19 protein-coding genes are annotated in these 21,477 nt (G+C 49.3%); 8 read left to right on the forward strand and 11 right to left on the reverse strand.

Annotated elements, in window-relative coordinates; genetic code table 11:
• Positions 1-24: 24 nt before the first annotated feature.
• Entirely contained in the window at positions 25-582 is a 558-nt protein-coding gene (locus QFZ48_RS23740; RefSeq protein WP_429063949.1) for a TetR/AcrR family transcriptional regulator, read from the reverse strand.
• Positions 583-704: 122 nt separating this feature from the next.
• Between QFZ48_RS23740 and QFZ48_RS23745 the strand changes: the two genes are divergently transcribed.
• Positions 705-1,841, forward strand: a complete 1,137-nt coding sequence (locus QFZ48_RS23745) for a lactonase family protein (protein ID WP_429063951.1) — start codon at positions 705-707, stop codon at positions 1,839-1,841.
• On the opposite strand, the gene QFZ48_RS23750 is transcribed toward QFZ48_RS23745, so the two are convergent.
• From QFZ48_RS23750 to QFZ48_RS23765, 4 genes are all read right to left on the reverse strand, one after another.
• Entirely contained in the window at positions 1,822-2,943 is a 1,122-nt protein-coding gene (locus QFZ48_RS23750) for a glycosyltransferase (RefSeq protein WP_429048959.1), read from the reverse strand. The genes QFZ48_RS23745 and QFZ48_RS23750 overlap by 20 nt on opposite strands.
• Before the next feature lie 38 nt (positions 2,944-2,981).
• Positions 2,982-3,737: a glycosyltransferase family 2 protein gene (locus tag QFZ48_RS23755; protein WP_429048956.1), complete on the reverse strand. Its 756-nt coding sequence runs from the start codon at positions 3,735-3,737 to the stop codon at positions 2,982-2,984.
• 142 nt (positions 3,738-3,879) lie between these two features.
• Entirely contained in the window at positions 3,880-5,541 is a 1,662-nt protein-coding gene (locus QFZ48_RS23760; protein ID WP_429048953.1) for a lectin, read from the reverse strand.
• A 237-nt stretch (positions 5,542-5,778) separates the two neighbouring features.
• Positions 5,779-6,423 (reverse strand): HAD family hydrolase, encoded by a 645-nt coding sequence (locus tag QFZ48_RS23765; protein ID WP_429048951.1) that lies wholly within the window; start codon positions 6,421-6,423, stop codon positions 5,779-5,781.
• Positions 6,424-6,502: 79 nt separating this feature from the next.
• Here QFZ48_RS23765 and QFZ48_RS23770 point away from each other — a divergent pair, with 79 nt between their 5' ends.
• The 3 genes from QFZ48_RS23770 (at position 6,503) to QFZ48_RS23780 (ending at position 11,282) form a co-directional block, all read left to right on the forward strand.
• Positions 6,503-7,558, forward strand: a complete 1,056-nt coding sequence (locus QFZ48_RS23770) for a serine hydrolase domain-containing protein (protein ID WP_429063952.1) — start codon at positions 6,503-6,505, stop codon at positions 7,556-7,558.
• Positions 7,559-7,779: 221 nt separating this feature from the next.
• Positions 7,780-10,128, forward strand: coding sequence for a glycoside hydrolase family 95 protein (locus tag QFZ48_RS23775; protein WP_429063953.1), 2,349 nt, complete (start codon positions 7,780-7,782; stop codon positions 10,126-10,128).
• Positions 10,125-11,282, forward strand: a complete 1,158-nt coding sequence (locus tag QFZ48_RS23780; protein WP_429048945.1) for an SGNH/GDSL hydrolase family protein — start codon at positions 10,125-10,127, stop codon at positions 11,280-11,282. The genes QFZ48_RS23775 and QFZ48_RS23780 overlap by 4 nt, the downstream gene beginning before the upstream one ends.
• 1 nt (position 11,283) lies before the next feature.
• On the opposite strand, the gene QFZ48_RS23785 is transcribed toward QFZ48_RS23780, so the two are convergent.
• On the reverse strand, positions 11,284-12,162 hold the full coding sequence (locus QFZ48_RS23785) for an AraC family transcriptional regulator (protein WP_429048943.1): 879 nt from the start codon (positions 12,160-12,162) through the stop codon (positions 11,284-11,286).
• 122 nt (positions 12,163-12,284) lie between these two features.
• On the opposite strand from QFZ48_RS23785, the gene QFZ48_RS23790 reads away from it, so the two are divergent.
• Genes QFZ48_RS23790 through QFZ48_RS23805 form a run of 4 tightly spaced genes read left to right on the forward strand, consistent with a single transcriptional unit; the run spans position 12,285 to position 17,265 of the window.
• Complete coding sequence (locus QFZ48_RS23790) at positions 12,285-13,055, forward strand: SDR family NAD(P)-dependent oxidoreductase (RefSeq protein WP_429063955.1); 771 nt, start codon at positions 12,285-12,287, stop codon at positions 13,053-13,055.
• A 13-nt stretch (positions 13,056-13,068) separates the two neighbouring features.
• A complete protein-coding gene (locus QFZ48_RS23795) occupies positions 13,069-14,394 on the forward strand; it encodes an alpha-L-fucosidase (RefSeq protein ID WP_429063956.1) in 1,326 nt (441 codons plus the stop codon).
• A gap of 10 nt (positions 14,395-14,404) precedes the next feature.
• Positions 14,405-15,646 (forward strand): enolase C-terminal domain-like protein, encoded by a 1,242-nt coding sequence (locus tag QFZ48_RS23800; RefSeq protein ID WP_429063957.1) that lies wholly within the window; start codon positions 14,405-14,407, stop codon positions 15,644-15,646.
• Entirely contained in the window at positions 15,643-17,265 is a 1,623-nt protein-coding gene (locus QFZ48_RS23805) for a sodium:solute symporter (protein ID WP_429048933.1), read from the forward strand. The genes QFZ48_RS23800 and QFZ48_RS23805 overlap by 4 nt, the downstream gene beginning before the upstream one ends.
• Positions 17,266-17,268: 3 nt before the next feature.
• On the opposite strand, the gene QFZ48_RS23810 is transcribed toward QFZ48_RS23805, so the two are convergent.
• From QFZ48_RS23810 to QFZ48_RS23830, 5 genes are all read right to left on the reverse strand, one after another.
• Entirely contained in the window at positions 17,269-17,946 is a 678-nt protein-coding gene (locus tag QFZ48_RS23810; RefSeq protein WP_429063959.1) for a DUF2625 domain-containing protein, read from the reverse strand.
• A 67-nt stretch (positions 17,947-18,013) separates the two neighbouring features.
• The gene (locus QFZ48_RS23815) at positions 18,014-19,723 is read right to left on the reverse strand and encodes a GMC oxidoreductase (RefSeq protein ID WP_429048930.1); all 1,710 of its coding nucleotides are present in this window, start codon (positions 19,721-19,723) and stop codon (positions 18,014-18,016) included.
• Between the two features lie 11 nt (positions 19,724-19,734).
• Positions 19,735-20,286: a gluconate 2-dehydrogenase subunit 3 family protein gene (locus QFZ48_RS23820; RefSeq protein ID WP_429048928.1), complete on the reverse strand. Its 552-nt coding sequence runs from the start codon at positions 20,284-20,286 to the stop codon at positions 19,735-19,737.
• Between the two features lie 156 nt (positions 20,287-20,442).
• Positions 20,443-20,910, reverse strand: a complete 468-nt coding sequence (locus QFZ48_RS23825; RefSeq protein WP_429048926.1) for a hypothetical protein — start codon at positions 20,908-20,910, stop codon at positions 20,443-20,445.
• A 19-nt stretch (positions 20,911-20,929) separates the two neighbouring features.
• Positions 20,930-21,457: a DinB family protein gene (locus tag QFZ48_RS23830; protein WP_429048924.1), complete on the reverse strand. Its 528-nt coding sequence runs from the start codon at positions 21,455-21,457 to the stop codon at positions 20,930-20,932.
• Positions 21,458-21,477 lie beyond the last annotated feature (20 nt).

The raw sequence follows: 21,477 nt of genomic DNA on the forward strand, positions 1-21,477 counted from the left end.
CTGATCCCAGGGCGATGATAAATATTATGGCTGGCCTATCAGCAACCGGACGGTTTTCTTCGCCGTTTTCACCGGCCAAAGCTCCCGGTATACTTTACTTTCCACAATAGCACCTTCAAACAGGAGGTAAACCGTATCTGCCTGTGCAGCTGTTTGTCCCGGTACAGCGATTAACAACTGATGCAGGTACTTCCGCAGTTTACGCTTGTGTTCCAGCACCTGTAGCTGCATCTCCGGCTGGCTGTCGCCGATTTCCGCCAGCATGTTTATAAAGCGGCAGCCTTTAAAATCCTGTTGTGGCAGCTGCTGCTCCAGGAAATCGAATACGGCGAGAAGTCTTTCCACCGGTGTCTTTTTTTTCTCCACCATGGCGGTAATCCCGGCAAACCAGGCCGTTCTGGCTTCTTTCAGGTAGGCCAGTCCGAGTTCTTCTTTGGAGCCAAAATGGCTGTACAGGCTGGCTTTGGCTACGCCGGCTTCTTCCAGTACCTGGTTAATGCCGGTGGAGTTATATCCCTGTTCGTAAAACAACCGCGCTGCGGTAGCCAGTATTTTTTCTTTCGGATTTCCTGGTCGTGCCATAATGATACAAAGTTAGTGCATCTTTTTAATAATAGACAAATTTGTCTATTATACATTTTCCCTGTTTTTTTTCGGGAGATAATTATCTTAGAGGATATCTTCATGCTTAAATCCTCATCACATTGCTACGTAAAATATTTTTTACCTTCGTTATTATGTTTTTCGGCGGCCTTGCTACACATGCGCAGCAGTTCTATCTCTTTGTAGGAAGTTACAATCACAACAAGGAAAAAGATGGCGTATACCTGTTCAGGTTTAACGATCAGACCGGTACATTACAACAGGTATCTGCCACTAAAGGCATTCTCAATCCTTCTTTTCTTACGTTATCGCCTGACGGGAAATATATTTACGCCTGCTCGGAGGCGCAAACGCCAAATGTAGGTGGTGTAAGCTGTTTTGCTTTCGACAGTGTTAAAGAAACGGTGACACTGGTGGACCGGCAGGACAGCGGCGGCGATAATCCCGCCTATGTGGGAGTAGATCCAACAGGTAAATGGCTTATCTGTGCTAATTACAGCGGTGGCAGTCTTTCCATTTTCCCGCTCACCAGCGGCGGACATATAGCGCCCGCCAAACAAACCATTGCTTTTAAAGACAGCAGCGTTGTACGTAGCCGGCAACTGAGCTCGCATATCCACGCGGCGGTTTTTTCTCCTGACGGTAAATATGCTTTTTTTCCGGACCTCGGTGCAGATAAGATCTATGCCTATCAATTGGCACCGGAAGCGGCTGAGCCGCTGCAGCCGGCCAGTCCGCCGTTTGCCCGTACCACTCCCGGCAGCGGTCCCCGGCATATCACGTTTCATCCCCGGCTGCCAATGGCTTATTGTATTGAAGAAATCAGCGGCACCGTTACGGCATACCAGTACCACGCCGGTAAACTGGATAGCTTCCAACGGGTAGATGCCCGCCTGGAAAAAAAACAGGCCGACTATGGCAGCGCTGATATCCATATCTCCCCCGATGGCCGCTTCCTGTATGCTTCTACCAGGGAAGATGCCAACAGTATATTTATCTATTCCATTAACCAGCGGAACGGACGACTGAAACAAATAGGCGTTGAATCCACGCAGGGTAAACATCCCCGGAATTTTGTAATCGATCCTACGGGCAGGTTTTTATTGGTAGCCAACCAGAAAACGGGGAATATTGTTGTTTTTAAAAGGGATCAGAAAAGCGGGCTGCTAAAGAAAACAGGTGTGGAAGTAACGTTGCCTAATCCATCGTCTTTGCAGATCAGGGCTTATGCCAGATAATAAGGATCAGCATAAGCAACAAGAGATATAATACCCACTTTACTATTTTGTAGGTATTCGTTTTGAAGAAGATATTCTTCTTAATAGTGCCGGTATCATCAAAACGTTCAGTGATCCTGGAAAGCTCGCCGTGGGTGAGCTTTCCCCATAGTTCCCCTGTATCGTTTAACAATTTCAGGGTGGTGACATAAAACATCACCGGAAAGGAACTGCCCGGGAAACGTTTCCTGGTCATCACCGCGGTTGCCACCAGTTCCACGGGTAAGGTACCAATGGCAAACAGCAACACCGGAATGGTCCAATAGGGTGCAGTAAACAGCAACACCAATGTTATTCCAACGCAAAGCAATATTGTTTCGGGCGTATTGGGCAAATTGCGGTAGGTATAAGTTGGATTATATTTACCCAAACGGCTGTTGCCAAGGCCATACCGGTAAGGACGTTTGTAGTTAGCGCGGCCATCATCCCACCAGGGATGCGTAACAGCCGCTTCCGGCAGTGATCTGAAATTCCGTTTGTTGTTATTGTCGCGTACATGCAGGAAGAAATCCACATCTTCACCGCCGCCGGCTTTTGGATAGTCGGTAGAAAAGCGCACATCGCCCACTGCACTTCTTTTTACCATGATATTCGCCGTTGCGCCCCAGGTAAAGGAGGGCTTATTCGCTGCCACAGAAAAGATATTTACATTGCCGTTAACGATAAGCGCCATGGCAAAATCACTGGGTGGTGGCGGCAAATGGATAAGGCCAATGAACCCGGTTTCATCCGGATATGCGGCGGCAGCAGCGGCATACCTGAACAGGAGGTCATCTGTTACCGTTACATCATCGTCCAGGAACAGGATCCAGTCGCCTTTTGAAACGGTTATACCACGGTTCCGGGTACCGGAAGCACCCAGATTTTTTTCATTGATATAAAGAAACACCTGGTCGTTGTCTGCCAGTTCCCGGATACTTTCGGCAGGTACTATATTGGGGTTATCTGCCATCAGGTAAAACTTAATGACAACATTATCCGGCCTCGGCAGGCGAAGCACCGGGAGCACATATTTTTCCTCCAGCCGGAAGGAAGGCATTACAACATCTATGGTGAGTTTCATACTTAACAGATAACAGTAGATAAATCAGGCTACATTCCTTACGGCGCCCAGAGGTCTTCTTCCCGCAGCAGCTTTTTCCTGTAACGCTTCAGCAGCATACGCACATACATCCACCAGCCCATTCCCCTGCGGATCAGTTGTAATTTATCTTTTAAAAATTGTGTGTCTTTATTGCCGGAGGAAAATCCCGTCATGTTATACAGTACAATGGTAACAGGATAATGCTGCTTCTTAAAGGTGCGGTCGCCCCAAACAAGGAGGTTAAGGGCATAATCAGCCAGCACTTTATATTGCAGGTCGTAGGAATATTTCCGGAAAACGCTTTTCGGGTAGATAATGGATTGATGGTTCATACAATACTTGGCGAGCCGGTATTCGCTGAAGCTGCCCTGTAAAAGCGGATATTCAACGGGGCCATTTGTATTGAACCCGGTGCTGTTGCCATAGTAAATGGTGTGATCATCGCTGAGATGTGCCGAGAGTTCACTGAAGCCTGGCAGGAGGCGGTCGTCGCTGCCCAGAAAATATAACCAGTTTCCGCCTGCCATCCGGATGCCCTTATTGAGTGCATCATAGATGCCCTTATCCGGTTCACTCACCCATTTCAACATTTCCAGGCCGGATTCTTTTACGATAGTCAGGGTATCATCTGTGCTGCCTCCGTCTACAATCACCACCTCGATTCCTTTCGCAGTCTGTTCCTTCACAGATTGCAGGCATTCTCTGAGGTGCTGACCGGCATTATATGTCGCTATAATTATGCTGATCAATACATCACCGGGTCGTTCATTCATTCGATATACTAGTTGATTACCGGGGCTAAAATTAGGGCTATTTGTTTGTTTTTTTATTTGGTTATTTGGATATTTTGTTGTGATAGCCCGGCATGATGTAACGCCATATCCAAATAACCAAATATTTAAAACAGGGGAATGTTTACTGGTTTACCCTGAACTTTTCAGTAGCCCCGATAGTAGTACGATTGCAGGTCATAGGCTGTGTGCCGCCTTCGCTGGAAACATACTTACCATTGCTGCCTTTCAGGGAAATGGTGCCATCGCTGTTGCTGATCCAATCGAACTGCTCCCAGGGACCAATAGCGGTACGGTTGCAGTTCATGGCCTGGGTTCCATTCTCTGAGCATACATAGAAGCCACTGTTTACCAGGGCCACTTTGCCGCTGCCGGCGCTTACCACGGAGAAATGTTCCCATCCCTGCGCCGTGGTGCGGTTGGCGTTCATGGGCTGGGCGCCGTTTTCACTGCACACGTACAGGTTATTGGCGCTTTTGAGGGTAATGGTTTGTCCGACCGGCGCGCCGCCGCCTCCGCCCACTACCGGCGCAGTAGGGCGGGTGGCAGTCAGGCCGATTTGGCCTTTCAGCATTTTACCCCCGTCGCCGGTCAAACGCAGGTAGTAATCGGCGGAGCAAACCACGCCATCTTCATCCAGGGTTACGAAGTTGGAACCTGCGGGAATGAAGGAGGTGTTTTCCGCTGTTTTGGCGATCTGGTTGCCTTCATTGTATTCGTCGAACATAGAAATGTAAATACCCTGGGCGCCTACCCGTACCATGTTGTAAAACTGGCGCCACATGAAGTCGCCATGTGCACGCTGGTGTTCCTGCAAATCGCCCGGCAGTACGCAGGGCTGATAGTCGATACCATTGTTGTTGCAATAAGCCTGGTCGGGCGTGTTTACATTGGTATAAAAATTATCTACATCAGCGATATTGCCGATCCTGCCTACCATCCATGGTGAAATCATATTCAGCGCGCTGTAGGTGGCGAGGAAGCCAGGTCTGGAATCGCTGGTTTCGGTACGCCAATGCGTAGGTACACCGCCGATTACATAGCAGCCCTGGTTTTTGAACCAGTTGATCACATCCAGGCATACTGCGGCAGACCAGGGGTGATTGGAATCGTTGAAGCCAAAGCCCCAGATACACACCACCGGTTTGCCGTTTTGCTTAGCGTAAGCGGAGGAGGAGGTGTAGGCCGACATTTTAGTAGTCCAGTCGGTTTTAATTTCCGACTGCATGTTAGTCCAGCCGCTCACATCATACATGATGTAGAACTTGCGGCCATAGTTTTCCGCGGCAGTTTTCACTTTTGCGGTAATGGCGTCGCGTACGGGTCCTTCGCTGCCATTAGGGTTAAAACGTTGCAGTGCGGCGGCGTCGATACCGTTTTGCTGCATCCACAGAAAGTGGGTGTTTACGGTTTGGTCGTTGAAAGAAGAGAACAGTTTCGCGGGTTGACCATTTCCCAGGTTGGCCCAGGCGGTTTGATAGGTGCTGCTGTAATCCCTTACATCGGGCCAGGACTTAATGCCATTATTCGTGGAAGAAGGCGATGCGCCCCAGTTCTGCGTCCAATGCCACCAGGCATTGATAGGGGAGCCATCGCCATTGGCGGCAAACCAGCCCTGGTAGCCTACCGTAATTTTGCCGACTACGTCGCCTACAGGAGAGCCCAGCGCGTTGACGCCTGATTTTTTGCCATTGAGCGACTGGAGTGAATTGACGGCCTCTTTTTTGGAGCAGCCAACAGACAATGCAACAAGGGTTGCGAAGAGAAGATGCAACTTGTTTTTCATGTGTGGAACAATTGATGATGATTAGGAATTACTATCGGATTTGCTACCGTGGTTTTCTTAGAATAATGCCGGGCTACAGATAATGAAACGTGGAAGTTTCCTGGTGCAATTAAGGGGAGAGGCACTAATCAGTGCATTAATAAAGGGCTAATAAATCAATTAGGGCTGATTTTTTTTACCCGGAGCCGTAATGCGGTCTCCGGGTAGCGGATATAAATCGAGATCTACTGGCGCTGATCAGGGAAACCCGGCGTGTAATTCGTTAACGGTGTTAAAAATGTAATCCGGTAATGCAGCTTGTAATTCCTGCGTACTGCCGTAACCGTAGCCCACTGCAATGGCAGGTAAACGGTTTTTCTGTGCGCCTATAATATCGTGTTTACGGTCGCCCACCATAATGGTGTTGCCGGCGCTCAGTTGTTGTTCGGACATTACATAGCGGATCAGTTCCGCCTTATCTGACCGGGTACCATCCAGTTCGCTGCCATACACTGCCGTAAAATAAGGCTCCAGGTTAAAGTGCCGGATCACGATATCCGCAAATACCTGTGGCTTGGAAGTGGCAACAAAGAGCCGCCGCCCCTGTGACCGCAGCGCAGTGAGTAATTCCGGGATACCTGCATATTGTTCATTTTCATAAATACCGGTTTCTTTGAAATATTCCCGGTAAGCGCCCACGGCCTCCCAGGCCTGTGATTCGCTAAAGCCATAATAATCGATGAACGATTGCTGCAGCGGGGGACCAATAAACGGCACGAGCTTTTGCAGGTCCGGTTCGAAGATGCCTGCCTTTGCCAACGCATACTGAACAGATTTCGTTATACCGGTTTTAGGATCTGTCAACGTACCATCGAGGTCAAATAAAATATTGCTATATTTCATACAACCGCAATATAATTAAAAAGAGGACGTTGAATAAGTTGGCGTTATTTCTTAGCTTACAACTGAATACAACTGTCACATGAATGATTTCTTCCGGAACTCCCTGTCCGCTATTACCGTTATTTTCTTACTGGCAGGATGCACCAAAAGTGAATCCCAAACCATTATTGCCACCGGTTACAGTGATGTGGACCAGGTGCTGAGCGATTCTGTGCCTGTGGCTTTCGCCGGTAAGTGTTATGCAGTGATTCATGAAAATGGGAAAACGGTATATGCCAAAGGATTTGGAGGTTATACCGGAAGTACCAGGCAGCTTATCGCCTCCTGTTCCAAATGGTTATCTGCGGCGGTGATCATGAGCCTGGTGGACGAAGGAAAAATAAAGCTCACTGACAGTGTGGGAAAATACCTGCCCGTTTTTACTACTTATCATAAGGGAGATATCACCATTGCGCAACTCTTCTCCCATACATCCGGTTTCCCCGGAAATTCTTCCCAGGGATATGAATCCAATGTATTGATTACGCTTACACAGGCGGCAGATGGGATAGCGCGGAATGTAGCGCTGTTGAATCCGCCGGGTACTACCTTTTATTATGGCGGCGTAAGTATGCAGGTAGCCGGCCGTATCTGTGAAGTGGCATCCGGTAAAAGCTGGAAGGACCTCGCTGCCGATAAAATATTTACGCCCTGCGGCATGACCAATACTGATTTTGGTCTTACTGCCAATCCGCAGATAGGCGGCGGCGCCCGGAGCACACCGGACGACTATATCCGCTTTCTCGACATGATCATGAACAAAGGCGTGGCTGCAAACGGCGCCCGTGTGCTCAGCGAAGCAGCGGTAACAGCGATGGAGGAAAGTCAGACTGCCCATGTTACCGTTACCTATTCCCCTTATCCTGCGGTACTGCTAAATACAAAAGATTTCTATGGCACCGGCAACTGGCGGGATGTAACCGGTCCGGGTGGTGCATTGATCGAAAACAGCAGCCCCGGCGCCTTTGGGAGCCATCCCTGGGTAAACCGCGATAAAAAGCGCACGGGTTTCATCTTCACTTTTATTGCCGCCAATGGCTACCTTTCCACCATGCCCACCTGTTTAAAGATCCGCGCGCTGGTGAGGAATAAATAACGCACTCATTTTACCCGTCTGAAAGTATGTAAATACTATATTAAGTCAATATAGTGTCTGTTTTAGTCAATTTTCAGGGAGCACGGTTACCCCGTTGCCGTTAATTTTGATGGCATACAAATTCCACGGAAGAATCATATACCTATGATCTGCCGCAGTCGGAGATTATTAATAGCAAGCGGGGACACAGCCTGCTACATCAAAAACGTTATCCGAAAAACATGAGTCAGCAACTTTTTTCTTTCAGGCGTATTGTAATTGCCGGCATCGTGTTGATGGCCGGTTTTCGGCCATCAACCGCTGAAGCGCAGCAGCGGCCTTTACGGCTCTGGTATAACAAGCCGGCAAAGGTTTGGGAGGAAACGGTACCACTTGGGAATGGACGCCTGGGTATGATGCCGGACGGCGGTATCGCCCGGGAGAAGATCGTTTTAAATGATATCACACTCTGGTCCGGCGCGCCCCAGGACGCCAACAATTACGAGGCGTACAAACAACTGCCTGCTATCCGGCAGCTGCTGGCTGAGGGTAAGAATAACGAGGCGCAGGCGCTGATGGATAAATCATTTGTGTGTACCGGCAAAGGCTCCGGGGATGTGCCTTTCGGATGTTTCCAGATGCTGGGCGAGTTATCGCTGCAGTTCAGTTATCCTACAGCGGATACCCCTGCCCGTTATGAAAGGGCTTTATCATTGAATGAGGCCATTGCCACTACAGCTTATACTATTAACGGGGTCGCCTATACGCGCGAATATTTTACAGACTTTAACGGCGATGTAGGCGTGATCCGCCTAACAGCTGGTAAAGGCGGACAGCTGAATATGCGGGTAGCTATCAGTCGCCCGGAAAGAGCCACCATCGGCACAGAAGGGCAGGAGCTGCAAATGTCCGGCGAATTAAAAAGCGGTACTGCCAACCCTGGTATGAAATACCTGACCAGGGTACGGGCAAAGCTAAAAGATGGCCGGCTGCTAACGGACAGGGATACACTGGTTATAAAAGATGCCACAGAAGTGATCCTGTATGTATCCACCGCGACCGATTTCAGAAATGCCGGTTACCGGGAACAAACCAAACAATTGCTCGCTGCGGCCATGCATAAAGGTTATGGGCAGCAGAAGCAACAGCATATCGCTGCTTTTCAGCGTTTATTCAACCGCGTTAGCATGGAATTGGGCGGCGCCAGTGCGGAGCAGGTGCCTACCGATCAGCGGCTCATCAATTTTCACAAAGCGCCGGCGGCGGACAACGGGTTGCCTGTATTGTTTTACCAATATGGCCGTTACCTGAGCATCAGCAGTACCCGCGTAGGTTTGCTGCCACCTAATTTACAGGGGCTGTGGGCCAACCAGATCCAGACGCCCTGGAATGGTGACTACCACCTCGATGTAAATGTGCAGATGAACCACTGGCCGGTGGAAGTGAGCAACCTGCCGGAGCTGAACCTGCCACTGGCGGAGCTGGTACACGGATTGGTGAAACCCGGCGAAAGAACTGCCAAAGCCTATTATAATGCAGAAGGATGGGTGGCGCATGTGATCACCAATATATGGGGCTTCACGGAACCGGGAGAAAGCGCTTCCTGGGGTGTTACCAAATCCGGGTCGGGGTGGTTGTGTAATAATCTTTGGGAGCATTATGCTTTTACCAATGATAAAAAATACCTGGAAGATATATACCCGGTGTTGAAGGGCTCTGCGGAATTTTACAGCAGCATGCTGATAAAAGATGATAAAACAGGATGGCTTGTTACTTCGCCCTCTTCTTCTCCTGAAAATTCTTTTTATCTGCCCAACGGCCAAACTGCCAGTATCTGCAACGGTCCTACTATTGATAACCAGATTATCCGCGAGCTGTTCATGAATGTGATCACCGCTGCCCGGAAACTCGGGAAAGATGCGGCCCTTGCCAACACGCTGACAGAGAAATTAAAACAGCTGCCGCCTGCGGGCAGGGTGGGGAAAGACGGACGATTAATGGAGTGGCTGGAAGAGTACAAGGAGACAGAACCCACGCACCGTCACATTTCACATTTGTATGGATTGTACCCGGCTTCGCTGATTACACCGGAAGCCACGCCGGAACTGGCCGAAGCCTGCAAAAAAACGCTGGAAGTGAGGGGCGACGACGGCCCCAGCTGGTCCATTGCCTATAAGTTATTATTTTGGGCAAGACTGCACGATGGCAACCGCGCGTTTAAATTGTTTGCAGGACTGATCAAACCCACTTATAATACAGACATTAACTATGGCGCGGGTGGCGGCATTTATGCCAACCTGTTTTCCGCAGGTCCTCCATTTCAGATTGATGGTAACTTCGGCGGTGCAGCAGGACTGGCTGAAATGCTGCTGCAAAGTCATGCCGGCTTTATAGACCTGTTGCCAGCTTTACCCGATGCGTGGAAGGCTTCCGGTACGGTAAAGGGACTGAAAGCACGCGGTAATTATACGGTAGATATGACCTGGAAAAACGGCCTGGTTACCAATTACAAGATCCGCGGCGCCGCCACGCATAAAGTAAAAGTAAAGATCAACGGGGTCATAAAAGAGATACAACCAACGAAAATATGATCAGGAAAATAGCAGGATTTATATTAAGTATAGTCGTTACCGTTAGTATACAGGCGCAGGATAAATTTATCACACGTTACGGTCGCCTTGACAACGTAAGGTATCACATCAAAACAGATAAAAGAGCTACCGTTACTTTCCTGGGCGGTTCTATCACCAATATGGAAGGCTGGCGTACGAAGGTGTGCGATTACCTTACGGCGGCGTATCCGGCAACTGATTTCCGTTTCATCAATGCAGGTATTCCATCGCTGGGCAGCTTGCCGCATGCATTCCGGTTTGAACAAGATGTGCTGGGCAAGGGGAAGACCGACCTGCTATTCCTGGAAGCGGCGGTAAACGACCGGGTGAATGGTACCAATGAAGTAACGCAGCGCCGTGCTATGGAAGGGATCATCCGTCATGCGCTGAAAGCGAATCCGCAGGTGAATATTGTACTGATGGCTTTTGTTGATGAGGATAAGATGGCCGACTATCACGCCGGTAAAGTGCCGGTAGAAGTGCAGGTGCATGAAGATCTTGCCAAAAAATACCACCTGCCGTTTATCAATCTTGCCAAAGAAATTACGACCCGCATTGATGCCCGTGAGTTTACCTGGAAAGATGATTTTAAAGACCTGCATCCTGCTCCTTTTGGTCAGCAGTTATATTTTAACGCTATAAAACGTTTGCTGGAAGAAGATTTCAGCGCACCGGCGCCGGAACGTTTATTATCCGTGAAACTGCCCCGCGCTGCGGATCCGCTCAATTATGAAAACAGCGCCTATGGCGATATTCATGACGCCGTTCATCAGAATGGTTTTCGCATTATTGCTTCCTGGGAGCCATCTGATAACGTAGGTACCCGCCCGGGATTTGTGAAAGTGCCAATGCTTGTGTCGGACACGGCGCGCGCCAGTGTTGACTATCCTTTCACCGGGAGGACTATTGGCATCAGCATTGTTTCCGGTCCGGATGCAGGTGTAATCAGCTATCGTATCGATGGCGGTGCTGTTCAGCAAAAGGATCTGCGCACGCAGTGGAGTAAAAGCCTGTACCTGCCGTGGTACCTTATATTGGGCGATGACCTGAAGCCGGGCAGGCATATACTTAGTTTGCAAAAAGAAGGGGATGCTACTGTTTGCCGGGTAGTGTATTTCCTGGTGAACAAATAAGTTAATCCAGCGAAGTAACTTCTCTCTTGTATTCTCTCGGGGTTTTTCCTTTAATTTTTTTGAAGAAGCGGTTAAAGTGCGTGGTATTCCTGTACCCGCACTTATTGGACAATTCCACCATCGACATTTCTTTTTCCTGCAGCAGTCTGCAGGCGTAGCCGATTCTTAGTTCATTTACAAAATGGGTAAATGATTTCTGTGTGCGGCTTTTAAAGAAGCGGCAGAAGGAGTGCACATTGATGCCAGCTACAGCCGCTATTTCCGATAGCGGGATATCTCTTTTGAAGTGACGGAAAATATATTTGAAGATATCATCCATCCTCGACTGGTCTTTATCGTTGTACAGGTTTACATAGTTGGTGCCGGCCAGGAGTTTATATTCTTTGGTGGCCATCATCTTTTGCATCAGGGTCATAAAGGAGATGGTTTGCAGCAAATCCTGCTGTTCCAACATCTGCCGCATTAATGCCAGTATTTCCGCTTTAGCTTTGCCATGAAACTGGATGCCCCGCTGCGCCTTTTTTAGCCAGGTTTTAACGGTGCTGGTATTGGCAAAGGGACTAAGATGCTCTACCAGCAGGTCCGGTGAAATATACAATGCCAGCGACCTTGCCTGTAGTTTATCTTTTCCTTCAAAATACTTCTGTTCATTATGCCATACGTGAGGGGTACCGGAGCCTACGAATATCAGTTCCCCGCTTTCAAAGTAGCTGATGTTGTCGCCAATGATACGGCGGCCGGCGCTTTCCACTACATATACCAGCTGGCATTCGTGATGGAAATGAAACTCCGTGGAAAAATACGGTTGCGTAATTTCCTTGATCAGGTATACCTTTTGTTCGAGGGCTTTATCGCCCGGTATGGCAAAAAGAGGCTTCATATTATCCATCTAAAATAGGTAAATTCAGTAAATAAGTCAAAATAGTGTTGATTTAAGTCAATTTCACCGGGATGACCTACCTTATCCCTGCTTACTTTTGAATTATCCACGGAAAATGAAAAATGATGATACTGCAAGATAAAATAGTGCTGATTACCGGCGGCGCATCGGGCATTGGTGAGGCTTGTGCGCAGGTTTATGCAAAACAGGGCGCGACTGTAGCGGTGATTGATAAAGACGCAGCAGCATTGCAGCGTTTGAAGGAGCTGATGGGGGCGCCGCATATTTTCATCCGGGCAGATCTTAACAGCGGTGCTGCTATAGAGCTGGCCATTCACAACCTATTACAAACGTTCGGCGTACTGCATGCCATTCACAATAATGCGGGTATTGCCAGTCCCTCGAAACCTTTGCATGATACCACCGACGAAGAATGGGAACAGGTAATGAATGTAAACGTGCGGGGTATCTACTACACCACGCGGTATGGCATTGCTGCGCTGAAAGCGTCCCGTGGCTGCATCCTTAACACCAGCAGTATGGTAGGGGACATCGGCCAGGAAAACCACGCAGCCTATGCGGGCAGTAAAGGAGCGGTGAATGCCCTTACCAAAGCAATGGCGCTCGACTATGCCGCAGATGGCATCCGGGTAAATGCAGTGGCCCCGGCAGGCGTATGGACGCCAATGTTGCGCCGGTGGCGCAGCGAACAGCCGGAGCCGGCGCGTATAGAGCAGTATCTTGATGGCATCCACGCGTTGGGATATTGCCCTGAAGCAGATGAGATCGCCGACGTGTGTGCGTTCCTGTTATCTGAGCAGGCGCGGTTTATTACCGGCTGCATAATGCCGGTAAGCGGCGGGGCAGAACTTGGATATAAGCATACCTTATAAAATAAAGTGAACAATGAAAAAATTAGCTACTTTCTGTTTGTTGTTGCTGGCATTCCAGGGCAAAGCCCAGACAAATGCACAGCTGGATCCCAAGATACTGACCAGCAAAAAAGTTATGGACCAGTTTATGGACCTGCGCTTTGGCCTGTTTATCCACTGGGGGCCTGTAACCCTGCGGGGTACGGAAATAGGCTGGTCGCGCCATAGCAAGGTACCGGCTGCAGACTATGACACCTTATACCGCCAGTTTAATCCCGTGAAATTTAATGCAGAGGAATGGGTAAAAACGGCCAGCGAGGCAGGTATGAAATACCTGACCATTACTGCCAAGCATCATGATGGCTTCTGTTTATGGCCATCTGCCTATACCGACTATAATATTACCGCTACCCCGTTTAAGAAAGATGTAGTAGGGCTGCTGGCAAAAACATGCAAGAAGTATAATATAAAGTTCTGTATTTATTACTCGGTGATCGACTGGCACCATCCGGAATACCCGATAGACAACCCCGATGATACAACGGGGAAGGGTATACGTAAAAACGCACGCATGGATCAGTATGTGGTGTATATGAAGCACCAGCTGAAAGAACTGGTAGAGGGCTACGATCCTTATATGCTGTGGTTTGATGGTCCCTGGGAAAGTGTGTGGACGCCGGAGATGGCGCTGGATGTATATGCTTATCTCAAAACGCTGAAGAAAGATCTTATCATTAATAATCGCCTTGGGAAAGCATTTTCCGGCACCGGTGCATCGGGTACTGCTACCTTCCTGGGTGATTTTGATACGCCGGAGCAGCGCATCGGCGACCTGGACATGAACACGCCCTGGGAAACCTGTATGACCATTTGTGAGCAATGGGCCTGGAAGCCGGATGATAAAATGAAGTCGCTGCAAACCTGTATTCAAACACTGGCGAAAGTAGCCGGTGGTAACGGTAACTTATTATTTAATGTGGGTCCCCGCTCCGATGGCGCCATAGAACCTGCACAGGTAGCACGTTTGAAGGAAATGGGCGATTGGCTCCGTAAGTATGGCGCTGCTATTTATAATACGCATGGCGGTCCTTACAATCCCAACAGTAAGTATGCGGCTACGCGGAGTGGCAATAAAGTATACCTGCATGTTTTTGATGCGGCACAGCAAACCATTGAAGTTCCGGCTATGCCGGGTGTGAAAATTACTAAAGCATACCTGCTGAAAGGCGTTGCAGTGAAGCTGACTACAGCTGCCGATCAGTTCACGATAACACTGCCCGCTGTATTACCCGATGCCAATGACAACGTGGTGGTATTGGAAACGGATAAGTCGGCGCTGAGTGTTGCACCCATAAAATGAAAAAAATAAAATGATCAGTAAGATAGTTGTAAAAGATGCCCGGTTCCCTTTAACAGGTGGCGCCGGCAGTGATGCCATACATCAGAATCCCGTATACTCGTACACGGTAGCTTGTTTATACGACGATAAAGGTAATTGTGGTACAGGCCTGGCTTTCACCCTGGGAGCGGGTAACGAGCTGGTATGCGCTGCTGCGCGGTTCTACGGCGAAAAACTCGTAGGAAAAGAACTGCCGGAAGTGATGGCTTCGTTCGGCGATTGGTTTAAACAACGTTCCGATGAGCAGCAATTCCGCTGGCTGGGCCCTCACAAAGGAGTGGTGCACCTGGCGCTCGCTGCGGTAACCAATGCGTGCTACGACCTGTGGGCCAAACAGCAGCAGGTACCGTTATGGAAATTGTTGCTGGATCTTACGCCGGAACAGCTGGTGAACACGCTGGACCTGTCCTACCTGGAAGATGTATTGTCCCGCGAAGAAGCGATCCGGATGTTAACGGAGATGCAGGCTTCCAGGGGCGCGCGGGAAGGCGTGCTGCGCACGGGTTATCCCGCCTACGATACCTCTGCCGGGTGGTTTAATTATCCGGATGATCAGCTGGAAGCGAATTGCAAACGTGCGTTGGACAATGGCTTCCGGGCATTGAAATTAAAGGTAGGGGCAAAAGACCCGGAAACGGATATACGAAGAGCGCATATTGTAAGAAATGCCGTTGGCGATGAGATCAAAGTGATGGTGGATGCCAATCAGCAATGGAATCTGCCGCAGGCAATTGCTATTGGTAAAAGACTAACCGCTATTAATCCTTACTGGATAGAGGAGCCCACGCACCCGGATGATATCCTTGCGCATAAAACGCTGGCGGATGCATTGAACCCCGTGAAACTGGCGTTAGGAGAACATGTACCCAATAAAGTGATCTTCAAAAATTATCTGCAAACAGGCAGTGCCGGGTTTATACAGGTAGATGCAGTAAGGGTAGGGGGTGTGAGTGAATTTATTACGGTAAGCCTGTTGTGTAAAAAGTTTGGGGTGCCGGTGGTGCCGCACGTGGGTGATATGGGACAGCTACATCAGCATCTTGTATTGTTCAATCATATCGGGATGGGACATGAGGCGTTATTCCTGGAGCATATACCGCACCTGCGTAAGCACTTTGTTCACCCGGCACTTATTACAGACGGCTTTTACCAGACGCCTGAAACACCGGGCAGCAGTTGTGATCTGCTTTCCCTTAATACATTTCCCGGATGATCGCTACTACCGATATTATCATCAGCATCTGCTATGTGGCCTTTATTGTAGGACTGGGCTTCTGGGCCGGGTTATCCGGCAAGAAGAATGATTCCGCGGCGGGAGAATATTTCCTGGCAGGAAAATCATTGCGCTGGCCTATGATAGGCATGGCCTTGTTTGCTACCAATATTTCCTGCCTGCACCTGGTAAGTCTTGCTCAAAGTGGCTTTGATACGGGGTTGCTGGCGGGTAACTTTGAATGGATGGCCGCCTTTACGTTGATATTGCTGGCTCTTTTCTTTATTCCGTTTTACATCCGTTCAGGGGTGGCTACATTGCCGGATTTCCTGGAGCGGCGTTACAACAGGGCGTGTCGCGACTGGCTGGCGATTGTTTCTGTAGTGTCGGCGATTGTGATTCATATTGCGTTTTCGTTCCTGGCCGGAGGTATTGTGCTGGAAACGTTGTTTGGCATAAACATGTTTACCAGCATTATTCTCATTGCGCTGGTAACAGGCGCGTACACGATCGTAGGCGGGCTCCGGGCCGTGGTGGTAACTGAGTCCGTGCAAACGGTGGTGTTACTGGCGGGCGCAGTGATCATCACGGTATTGTCGTGGTGGAAGGTAGGCGGCTGGCAGCCGGTGGTGCAGGTATTGCAGGAAGGCCACCAGATGGATAAATTGTCGATGTTGCACCCGGCGGGCGATCCGAATGGATTACCCTGGTATGCGGTATTCCTGGGTTACCCGGTTATTGGCATCTGGTACTGGTGTGCCGATCAAACGATTGTGCAGCGGGTACTGGGTGCGAAGGACGAGCATCATGCACGCACTGGCGCGTTGTTTTGTGGCTTTATAAAAGTGTTACCTGTTTTCATTTTCATTCTCCCCGGGTTGCTGGCGTATGTGCTGTTCAAACAGGGGCACCTGGACCTGGAAGTATTGCGGCAGGCGGATGGGCAGCTGCATACGAAAGGCATTTATTCCGTTATGATTACGCGGCTGGTGCCTACCGGGCTGGTAGGCGTGCTGGTAGCGGCATTGCTGTCCGGCCTGATGAGCCAGATTTCCGGTGCGCTGAATTCTATTGCCACGCTGGTGAGTTATGATCTGTACAAGCGGAACCGTCCGCAGGCAACCGACCGGCAGCTCGTGAAAACAGGCCGTATTGCGGCGGTTTTAGCCCTGTTTCTATCCATCGGGCTACTACCACTATTGAACAGGTATGAGAGCCTTTTTAACGGCATTAACGACGTTATATCGCATATTGCGCCGCCTATCACCTGCGTGTTCCTGTTGGGGGTGTTCTGGAAAAAAGCCTCTTCCCTTTCGGCGCAATATACTTTGTGGATAGGATCGGCATTGGGAGCGGGGGTATATCTTGCAGGTAAACTTTATCCTATTAACATACCGCCGCTGATGGTGGCTTTTTACCTGTTCGTGGTTTGTGTGGTACTGCAGGTGGTATTGTCATTTGTATTCCCTGTGCAGCATACCGCTGAAAGCAATCGCCTTTACTGGGAAAGCCCGTTGGCGCCCTTGCGGGTAAAAGGGTGGCCGGGTCTTGCCAATTACAAAGTATTATCCACGGTGTTGCTGCTGCTGATGGCAGTGCTGTACTGGTTTTTCAGGTAGTATTTAATGCCCGAATTGTTTTTGCAGATCCATTTGCAGGAACCATAGTTCCTCCGCCGGCACGGCTTTTTTACTCGCGTTGTCCATGTCTTTTCCTTCTTTTGTAAACAGGAATGGCACAAAGCTGAATGCCTGGTTGCCGTTCAGGGCTGCCAGGTCTTCACGCCAGCCTTTCCAGCGGAAGGCTTCATAGAAACCATTAATGTCGCCGGAGCAGCAGAAGGAAATAAAATCGCTGTAACTGATCTCCATATTTTCCCATTCCAATGTATCGGGGGCAAAGTAAAACACGCTGCCAATACCTTCCTGTGCGGCAATGCCACCGGCATTGATGGCGAAGAAGCCTCCTACCACATCATCTGCTATTAATAAAAAGCCCGGTTGCTCACCTGAATGCGTATACGATTTTCCATCATTCCAGGCAGGCAATGTACGATCCAGTTTATCATGACCGGAGCCGAGTACCCGTATCCATCCATGATCTACGAGTAGTCCGCCGGTTTCATAGATGATGGCGCCCATCGGGGAGCGGGTGGTTACCTGGGTTTGATATAAAGCCTGCTCTGCGCGGGCGTTATCTTTAGGGAGAATTTCTATATGGTTGTTGCCATCTTTGATCCATTCCTTTACCAGGTCCCAGCCTGGTTCTTTTGTATTTATCAGTTCATTAACAGGTTTCATTTGCGCAAATTAAATAAAAAAACCGGGTGCAATGCTGCACCCGGTTTTCAAAAAATATCAAACCTGTTTATATCTCTCCCTTCTTCAGTTGCTGCACGGCATAATCCACTGCTCTCGCGGTGAGCGCCATGTAGGTGAGCGACGGGTTCTGCGTGGAAGTGGAGGTCATGCATGCGCCATCGGTTACAAACACGTTGTTACATGCGTGCATCTGGTTCCATTTATTCAGCATGGATGTTTTCGGATCGTTGCCCATACGTACGCCGCCCATTTCGTGAATATCCAGTCCGGGCGCCTGTTTGGAGTCGCCGGTATGTATATTGGTAAAACCTGCTTTGGTAAACATTTCGGTCATCTGTTCAAAGAAGTCCTTCAGCATTTTTTCATCATTATCGTCGTAGCCTACGTTGATATTGATTTGCGGGATGCCCCATTCATCTTTCTTTTGGGTGTCCAGCGTAACGGTGCTGATTTCTTTGGGGATGGTTTCGCCCATCATGTGGGAGCCAACGTACCAGGGGCCTGTTTCGCTGTTAAAGAGCTGGTCTTTCAGTGTTTTACCAAAGCCGTTGGTATTGGTATGCGAGCCTCTGCCGGTGGAGAAGCCTGCTGCATATCCACGCAGGAAATCTGTTTCCTGTTTGTGTACATTACGGAAGCGGGGTAGGTACGCGCTGGTAGGGCTGCGGCCATCGGTGGTAGAGTCTTTGAATCCGTCATATTGTCCGCTGATATGACCGCGGTAATTATGAAAGGCGAAATATTTTCCCAGCACGCCGCTATCGTTGCCGAGGCCATTCGGGAAGCGGTGGGAGGTGGAGTTCAGCAGCACCGCGTTGGTATTTACGGCGGCGGCGTTTACGAAAATTACTTTTGCGTAATACTCCATCATTTCTTTGGTGTTGGTATCCACTACCCGTACGCCGGTGGCTTTTCCTTTTTGTTCGTCATATATGATGGAATGCACTACAGAAAAAGGGCGGAGTGTAAGGTTACCGGTTTTTTCTGCCCAGGGAATAGTGGAGGAGTTGCTGCTGAAATAGCCGCCAAACGGGCATCCACGCTGGCAAAGATCCCTTTTCTGGCATTGTCCCCTGCCCTGGTCCAGGTGGATCTGCTGTGGTTGCGTTAAATGGGCGCAACGGGCGTATATCACGTGCCTGTCTTTATAATTATCTTTTACAAAGTCCTTAAAATAATTCTCTACGCAGGAAAGCTCCAGTGGTGGAAGGAATTCTCCATCGGGGAGGTGGGGAAGGCCATCTTTGTTTCCGGAGATGCCTACAAATTTTTCCACGTAGCTATACCAGGGGGCAATGTCTTTGTAGCGGATAGGCCAATCGGTGGCGAAGCCGTCGCGGGCGGGGCCTTCAAAGTCAAAGTCGCTCCAGCGTTGTGTTTGCCGGGCCCACATCAGTGATTTACCGCCTACCTGGTATCCCCTGATCCAGTCGAACGGTTTGGGTTGACCATAAGGATGGTCGGTATCCTTCACAAAGAAGTGCATGGCATCTTCTTTATAGGCGTAGCAGCGGCTGATTACGGGGTTGGCAGCCTGAATGGCTTCCGGTACCTGGCCGCGGTGGGGAAATTCCCAGGGGAACTGGCTGGTAGTGGGATAGTCTTTTAAGTGTTTCACATCACGGCCTCTTTCCAGCACCAGTGTTTTTAAACCTTTTTCTGTGAATTCTTTTGCTGCCCATCCGCCGCTGATGCCGGAGCCAATAACAATGGCATCGAACGTACGGTTTTGCAGGCTGGTATTATCTTTACTCATACAGTTAATAGTTAGGCAAGCTTCCGGGTAATGGGTTTCAGCGGTACGCAACCGTGGTATCGTGCGGGTACCAGTTCGTAGATATCTACTTTGGTAAGGAAATATTTAGAGCTGGTGTATGCCTCAATGGTAAGACGTTTGGTAGCGCGGTAAAAAAAAGCGGCATCGTCCTTATCATCTTTAGCGGCCTCAAAGGCACTAAGGAGGGACTCGCGTTGTGTTGGCGTGCTTTCCAGGAAGGTATGCCCATTTAATTTCCTGGAGGCCTGTTCAAATGCTTTCATGCCGCTGAGCCATTTTTGCTGGTCTTCCTTTTTATAGCAGTCGTCCATCATAATGAGGGTAAAGAGATGGGCGGACAGTTCTTTGGCGCCTGGCGTGGTGGTGGCGGGAATGATTGTTTCCACGAGTTCGGCCAGCATTTTTTCCTGGTCGCCGTCTACCGAAATGTTCTTTAATGTTAATGATGTTCTGCTGGTATGTTGTAAACAGGCAGGCAATATGGCCATACCGGCTGAAACATACAGCAGCTGCTTGAGCGCAGCTCTTCTTGTCACTGCCATTGATTGGAATTTATTGTAATAAAACGGGAATTGGTCTGCATTATTTTAAATCTTACACGCTGCAAAATCCTTATTTCCGGCGGCTTGGGCTGGAAATAAGGACTCAATATAAAGGAATCCAGGAGTTTTTACAAGGTTTTGTGGCAACCGGTGCGGCTAGTTTCTTTTTTTTATGGCGTCGATGACGGCGCCCACGATCACAAAGGCAAAGCTGCTGAACGGAACGGTTACCAAAGCGGCCATCAGGTATTGCGCATCTTTGGAGTTCCATGCTTTCGCATAGGAAAAGATATAGAAGACAAGGGGATGTACAATCATGTACAGGAGCACCATCAGGAGGATGATTTTCCCGCTGACAATAGCCTCGTTGGGAGGGGTGGATGAACGGATGAGTATTAAAGCGGGTATTAATATTAAAAGAAAGATGACCGCCAGTACCAGGATGGTGAGCAATTGAACGTGATGATCTGATAGGCCGCCTGCGATACGGGCCACCATTTTTTCCACCGGGTAGCCGGGAAGCACTGCCAGGGCAGGCGCTATTACGGTGGCGACCAGCATCAGTGAGATGGCGGTAAACAAGGCCCCGATCACGAGGCCCTTTCTATTCGGATTTATCTTCATAAATACAGGTTACTGATTTTTATTTCACCCCTTTTTCAGGATTCCAGTTGCCACGCAATTTACGGATATAAATAATCTGGCCAATATGATAGGCGTTGTGTGTGTTGATATTGGCGATGGTAGCGTATTGTGATGCGAGTTTTTTTTCATCGGCCTGCTCAATAGCCGTTTCCCAGGCGGTGAGCACACTGTCGATCCGCTTCACGGAAGCTTCCCATTGCGCCGGTGTTGCGGGGGAAAAGGTTTCGTCGTTATTACCGTTGAAAGCTGACTTTTCTTTCCCTTTGAATTTCTCCAGCAGTTCCAGGTCCCAGAAAATGAGATGGTTTACCAGTTGTGCAATGGAGTGGTTGCCGGAGCTGTCTTTCCAATTGGCCTGTTCGGAGCTGAGTCCTTCTACTGCGGTGTTGGCTGTTACAAACCATTGCGTGTGCGCTTTGTCGTGGGTAGTACGCAGCTGGTCCAGCAGGATGGATTTAATGGTAGCCGTTTGACCGTAGCTGAAAAATGAAATTAACAGGAACGGGAGTACGAAAATAATTCTCATAGCGGGTATATTTGGGTGTT

The sequence above is a fragment of the Chitinophaga sp. W2I13 genome, assembly GCF_050434005.1.
Classification (GTDB): domain Bacteria; phylum Bacteroidota; class Bacteroidia; order Chitinophagales; family Chitinophagaceae; genus Chitinophaga.

Bases quoted from the DNA above. Each gene is read 5' to 3' on its own strand.
- QFZ48_RS23740 (WP_429063949.1), bottom strand. From the start codon at position 582: ATGGCACGACCAGGAAATCCGAAAGAAAAAATACTGGCTACCGCAGCG.
- QFZ48_RS23750 (WP_429048959.1), bottom strand. From the start codon at position 2,943: ATGAAACTCACCATAGATGTTGTAATGCCTTCCTTCCGGCTGGAGGAA.
- QFZ48_RS23755 (WP_429048956.1), bottom strand. From the start codon at position 3,737: ATGAATGAACGACCCGGTGATGTATTGATCAGCATAATTATAGCGACA.
- QFZ48_RS23760 (WP_429048953.1), bottom strand. From the start codon at position 5,541: ATGAAAAACAAGTTGCATCTTCTCTTCGCAACCCTTGTTGCATTGTCT.
- QFZ48_RS23765 (WP_429048951.1), bottom strand. From the start codon at position 6,423: ATGAAATATAGCAATATTTTATTTGACCTCGATGGTACGTTGACAGAT.
- QFZ48_RS23770 (WP_429063952.1), top strand. From the start codon at position 6,503: ATGAATGATTTCTTCCGGAACTCCCTGTCCGCTATTACCGTTATTTTC.
- QFZ48_RS23775 (WP_429063953.1), top strand. From the start codon at position 7,780: ATGAGTCAGCAACTTTTTTCTTTCAGGCGTATTGTAATTGCCGGCATC.
- QFZ48_RS23780 (WP_429048945.1), top strand. From the start codon at position 10,125: ATGATCAGGAAAATAGCAGGATTTATATTAAGTATAGTCGTTACCGTT.
- QFZ48_RS23785 (WP_429048943.1), bottom strand. From the start codon at position 12,162: ATGAAGCCTCTTTTTGCCATACCGGGCGATAAAGCCCTCGAACAAAAG.
- QFZ48_RS23790 (WP_429063955.1), top strand. From the start codon at position 12,285: ATGATGATACTGCAAGATAAAATAGTGCTGATTACCGGCGGCGCATCG.
- QFZ48_RS23795 (WP_429063956.1), top strand. From the start codon at position 13,069: ATGAAAAAATTAGCTACTTTCTGTTTGTTGTTGCTGGCATTCCAGGGC.
- QFZ48_RS23800 (WP_429063957.1), top strand. From the start codon at position 14,405: ATGATCAGTAAGATAGTTGTAAAAGATGCCCGGTTCCCTTTAACAGGT.
- QFZ48_RS23805 (WP_429048933.1), top strand. From the start codon at position 15,643: ATGATCGCTACTACCGATATTATCATCAGCATCTGCTATGTGGCCTTT.
- QFZ48_RS23810 (WP_429063959.1), bottom strand. From the start codon at position 17,946: ATGAAACCTGTTAATGAACTGATAAATACAAAAGAACCAGGCTGGGAC.
- QFZ48_RS23815 (WP_429048930.1), bottom strand. From the start codon at position 19,723: ATGAGTAAAGATAATACCAGCCTGCAAAACCGTACGTTCGATGCCATT.
- QFZ48_RS23820 (WP_429048928.1), bottom strand. From the start codon at position 20,286: ATGGCAGTGACAAGAAGAGCTGCGCTCAAGCAGCTGCTGTATGTTTCA.
- QFZ48_RS23825 (WP_429048926.1), bottom strand. From the start codon at position 20,910: ATGAAGATAAATCCGAATAGAAAGGGCCTCGTGATCGGGGCCTTGTTT.
- QFZ48_RS23830 (WP_429048924.1), bottom strand. From the start codon at position 21,457: ATGAGAATTATTTTCGTACTCCCGTTCCTGTTAATTTCATTTTTCAGC.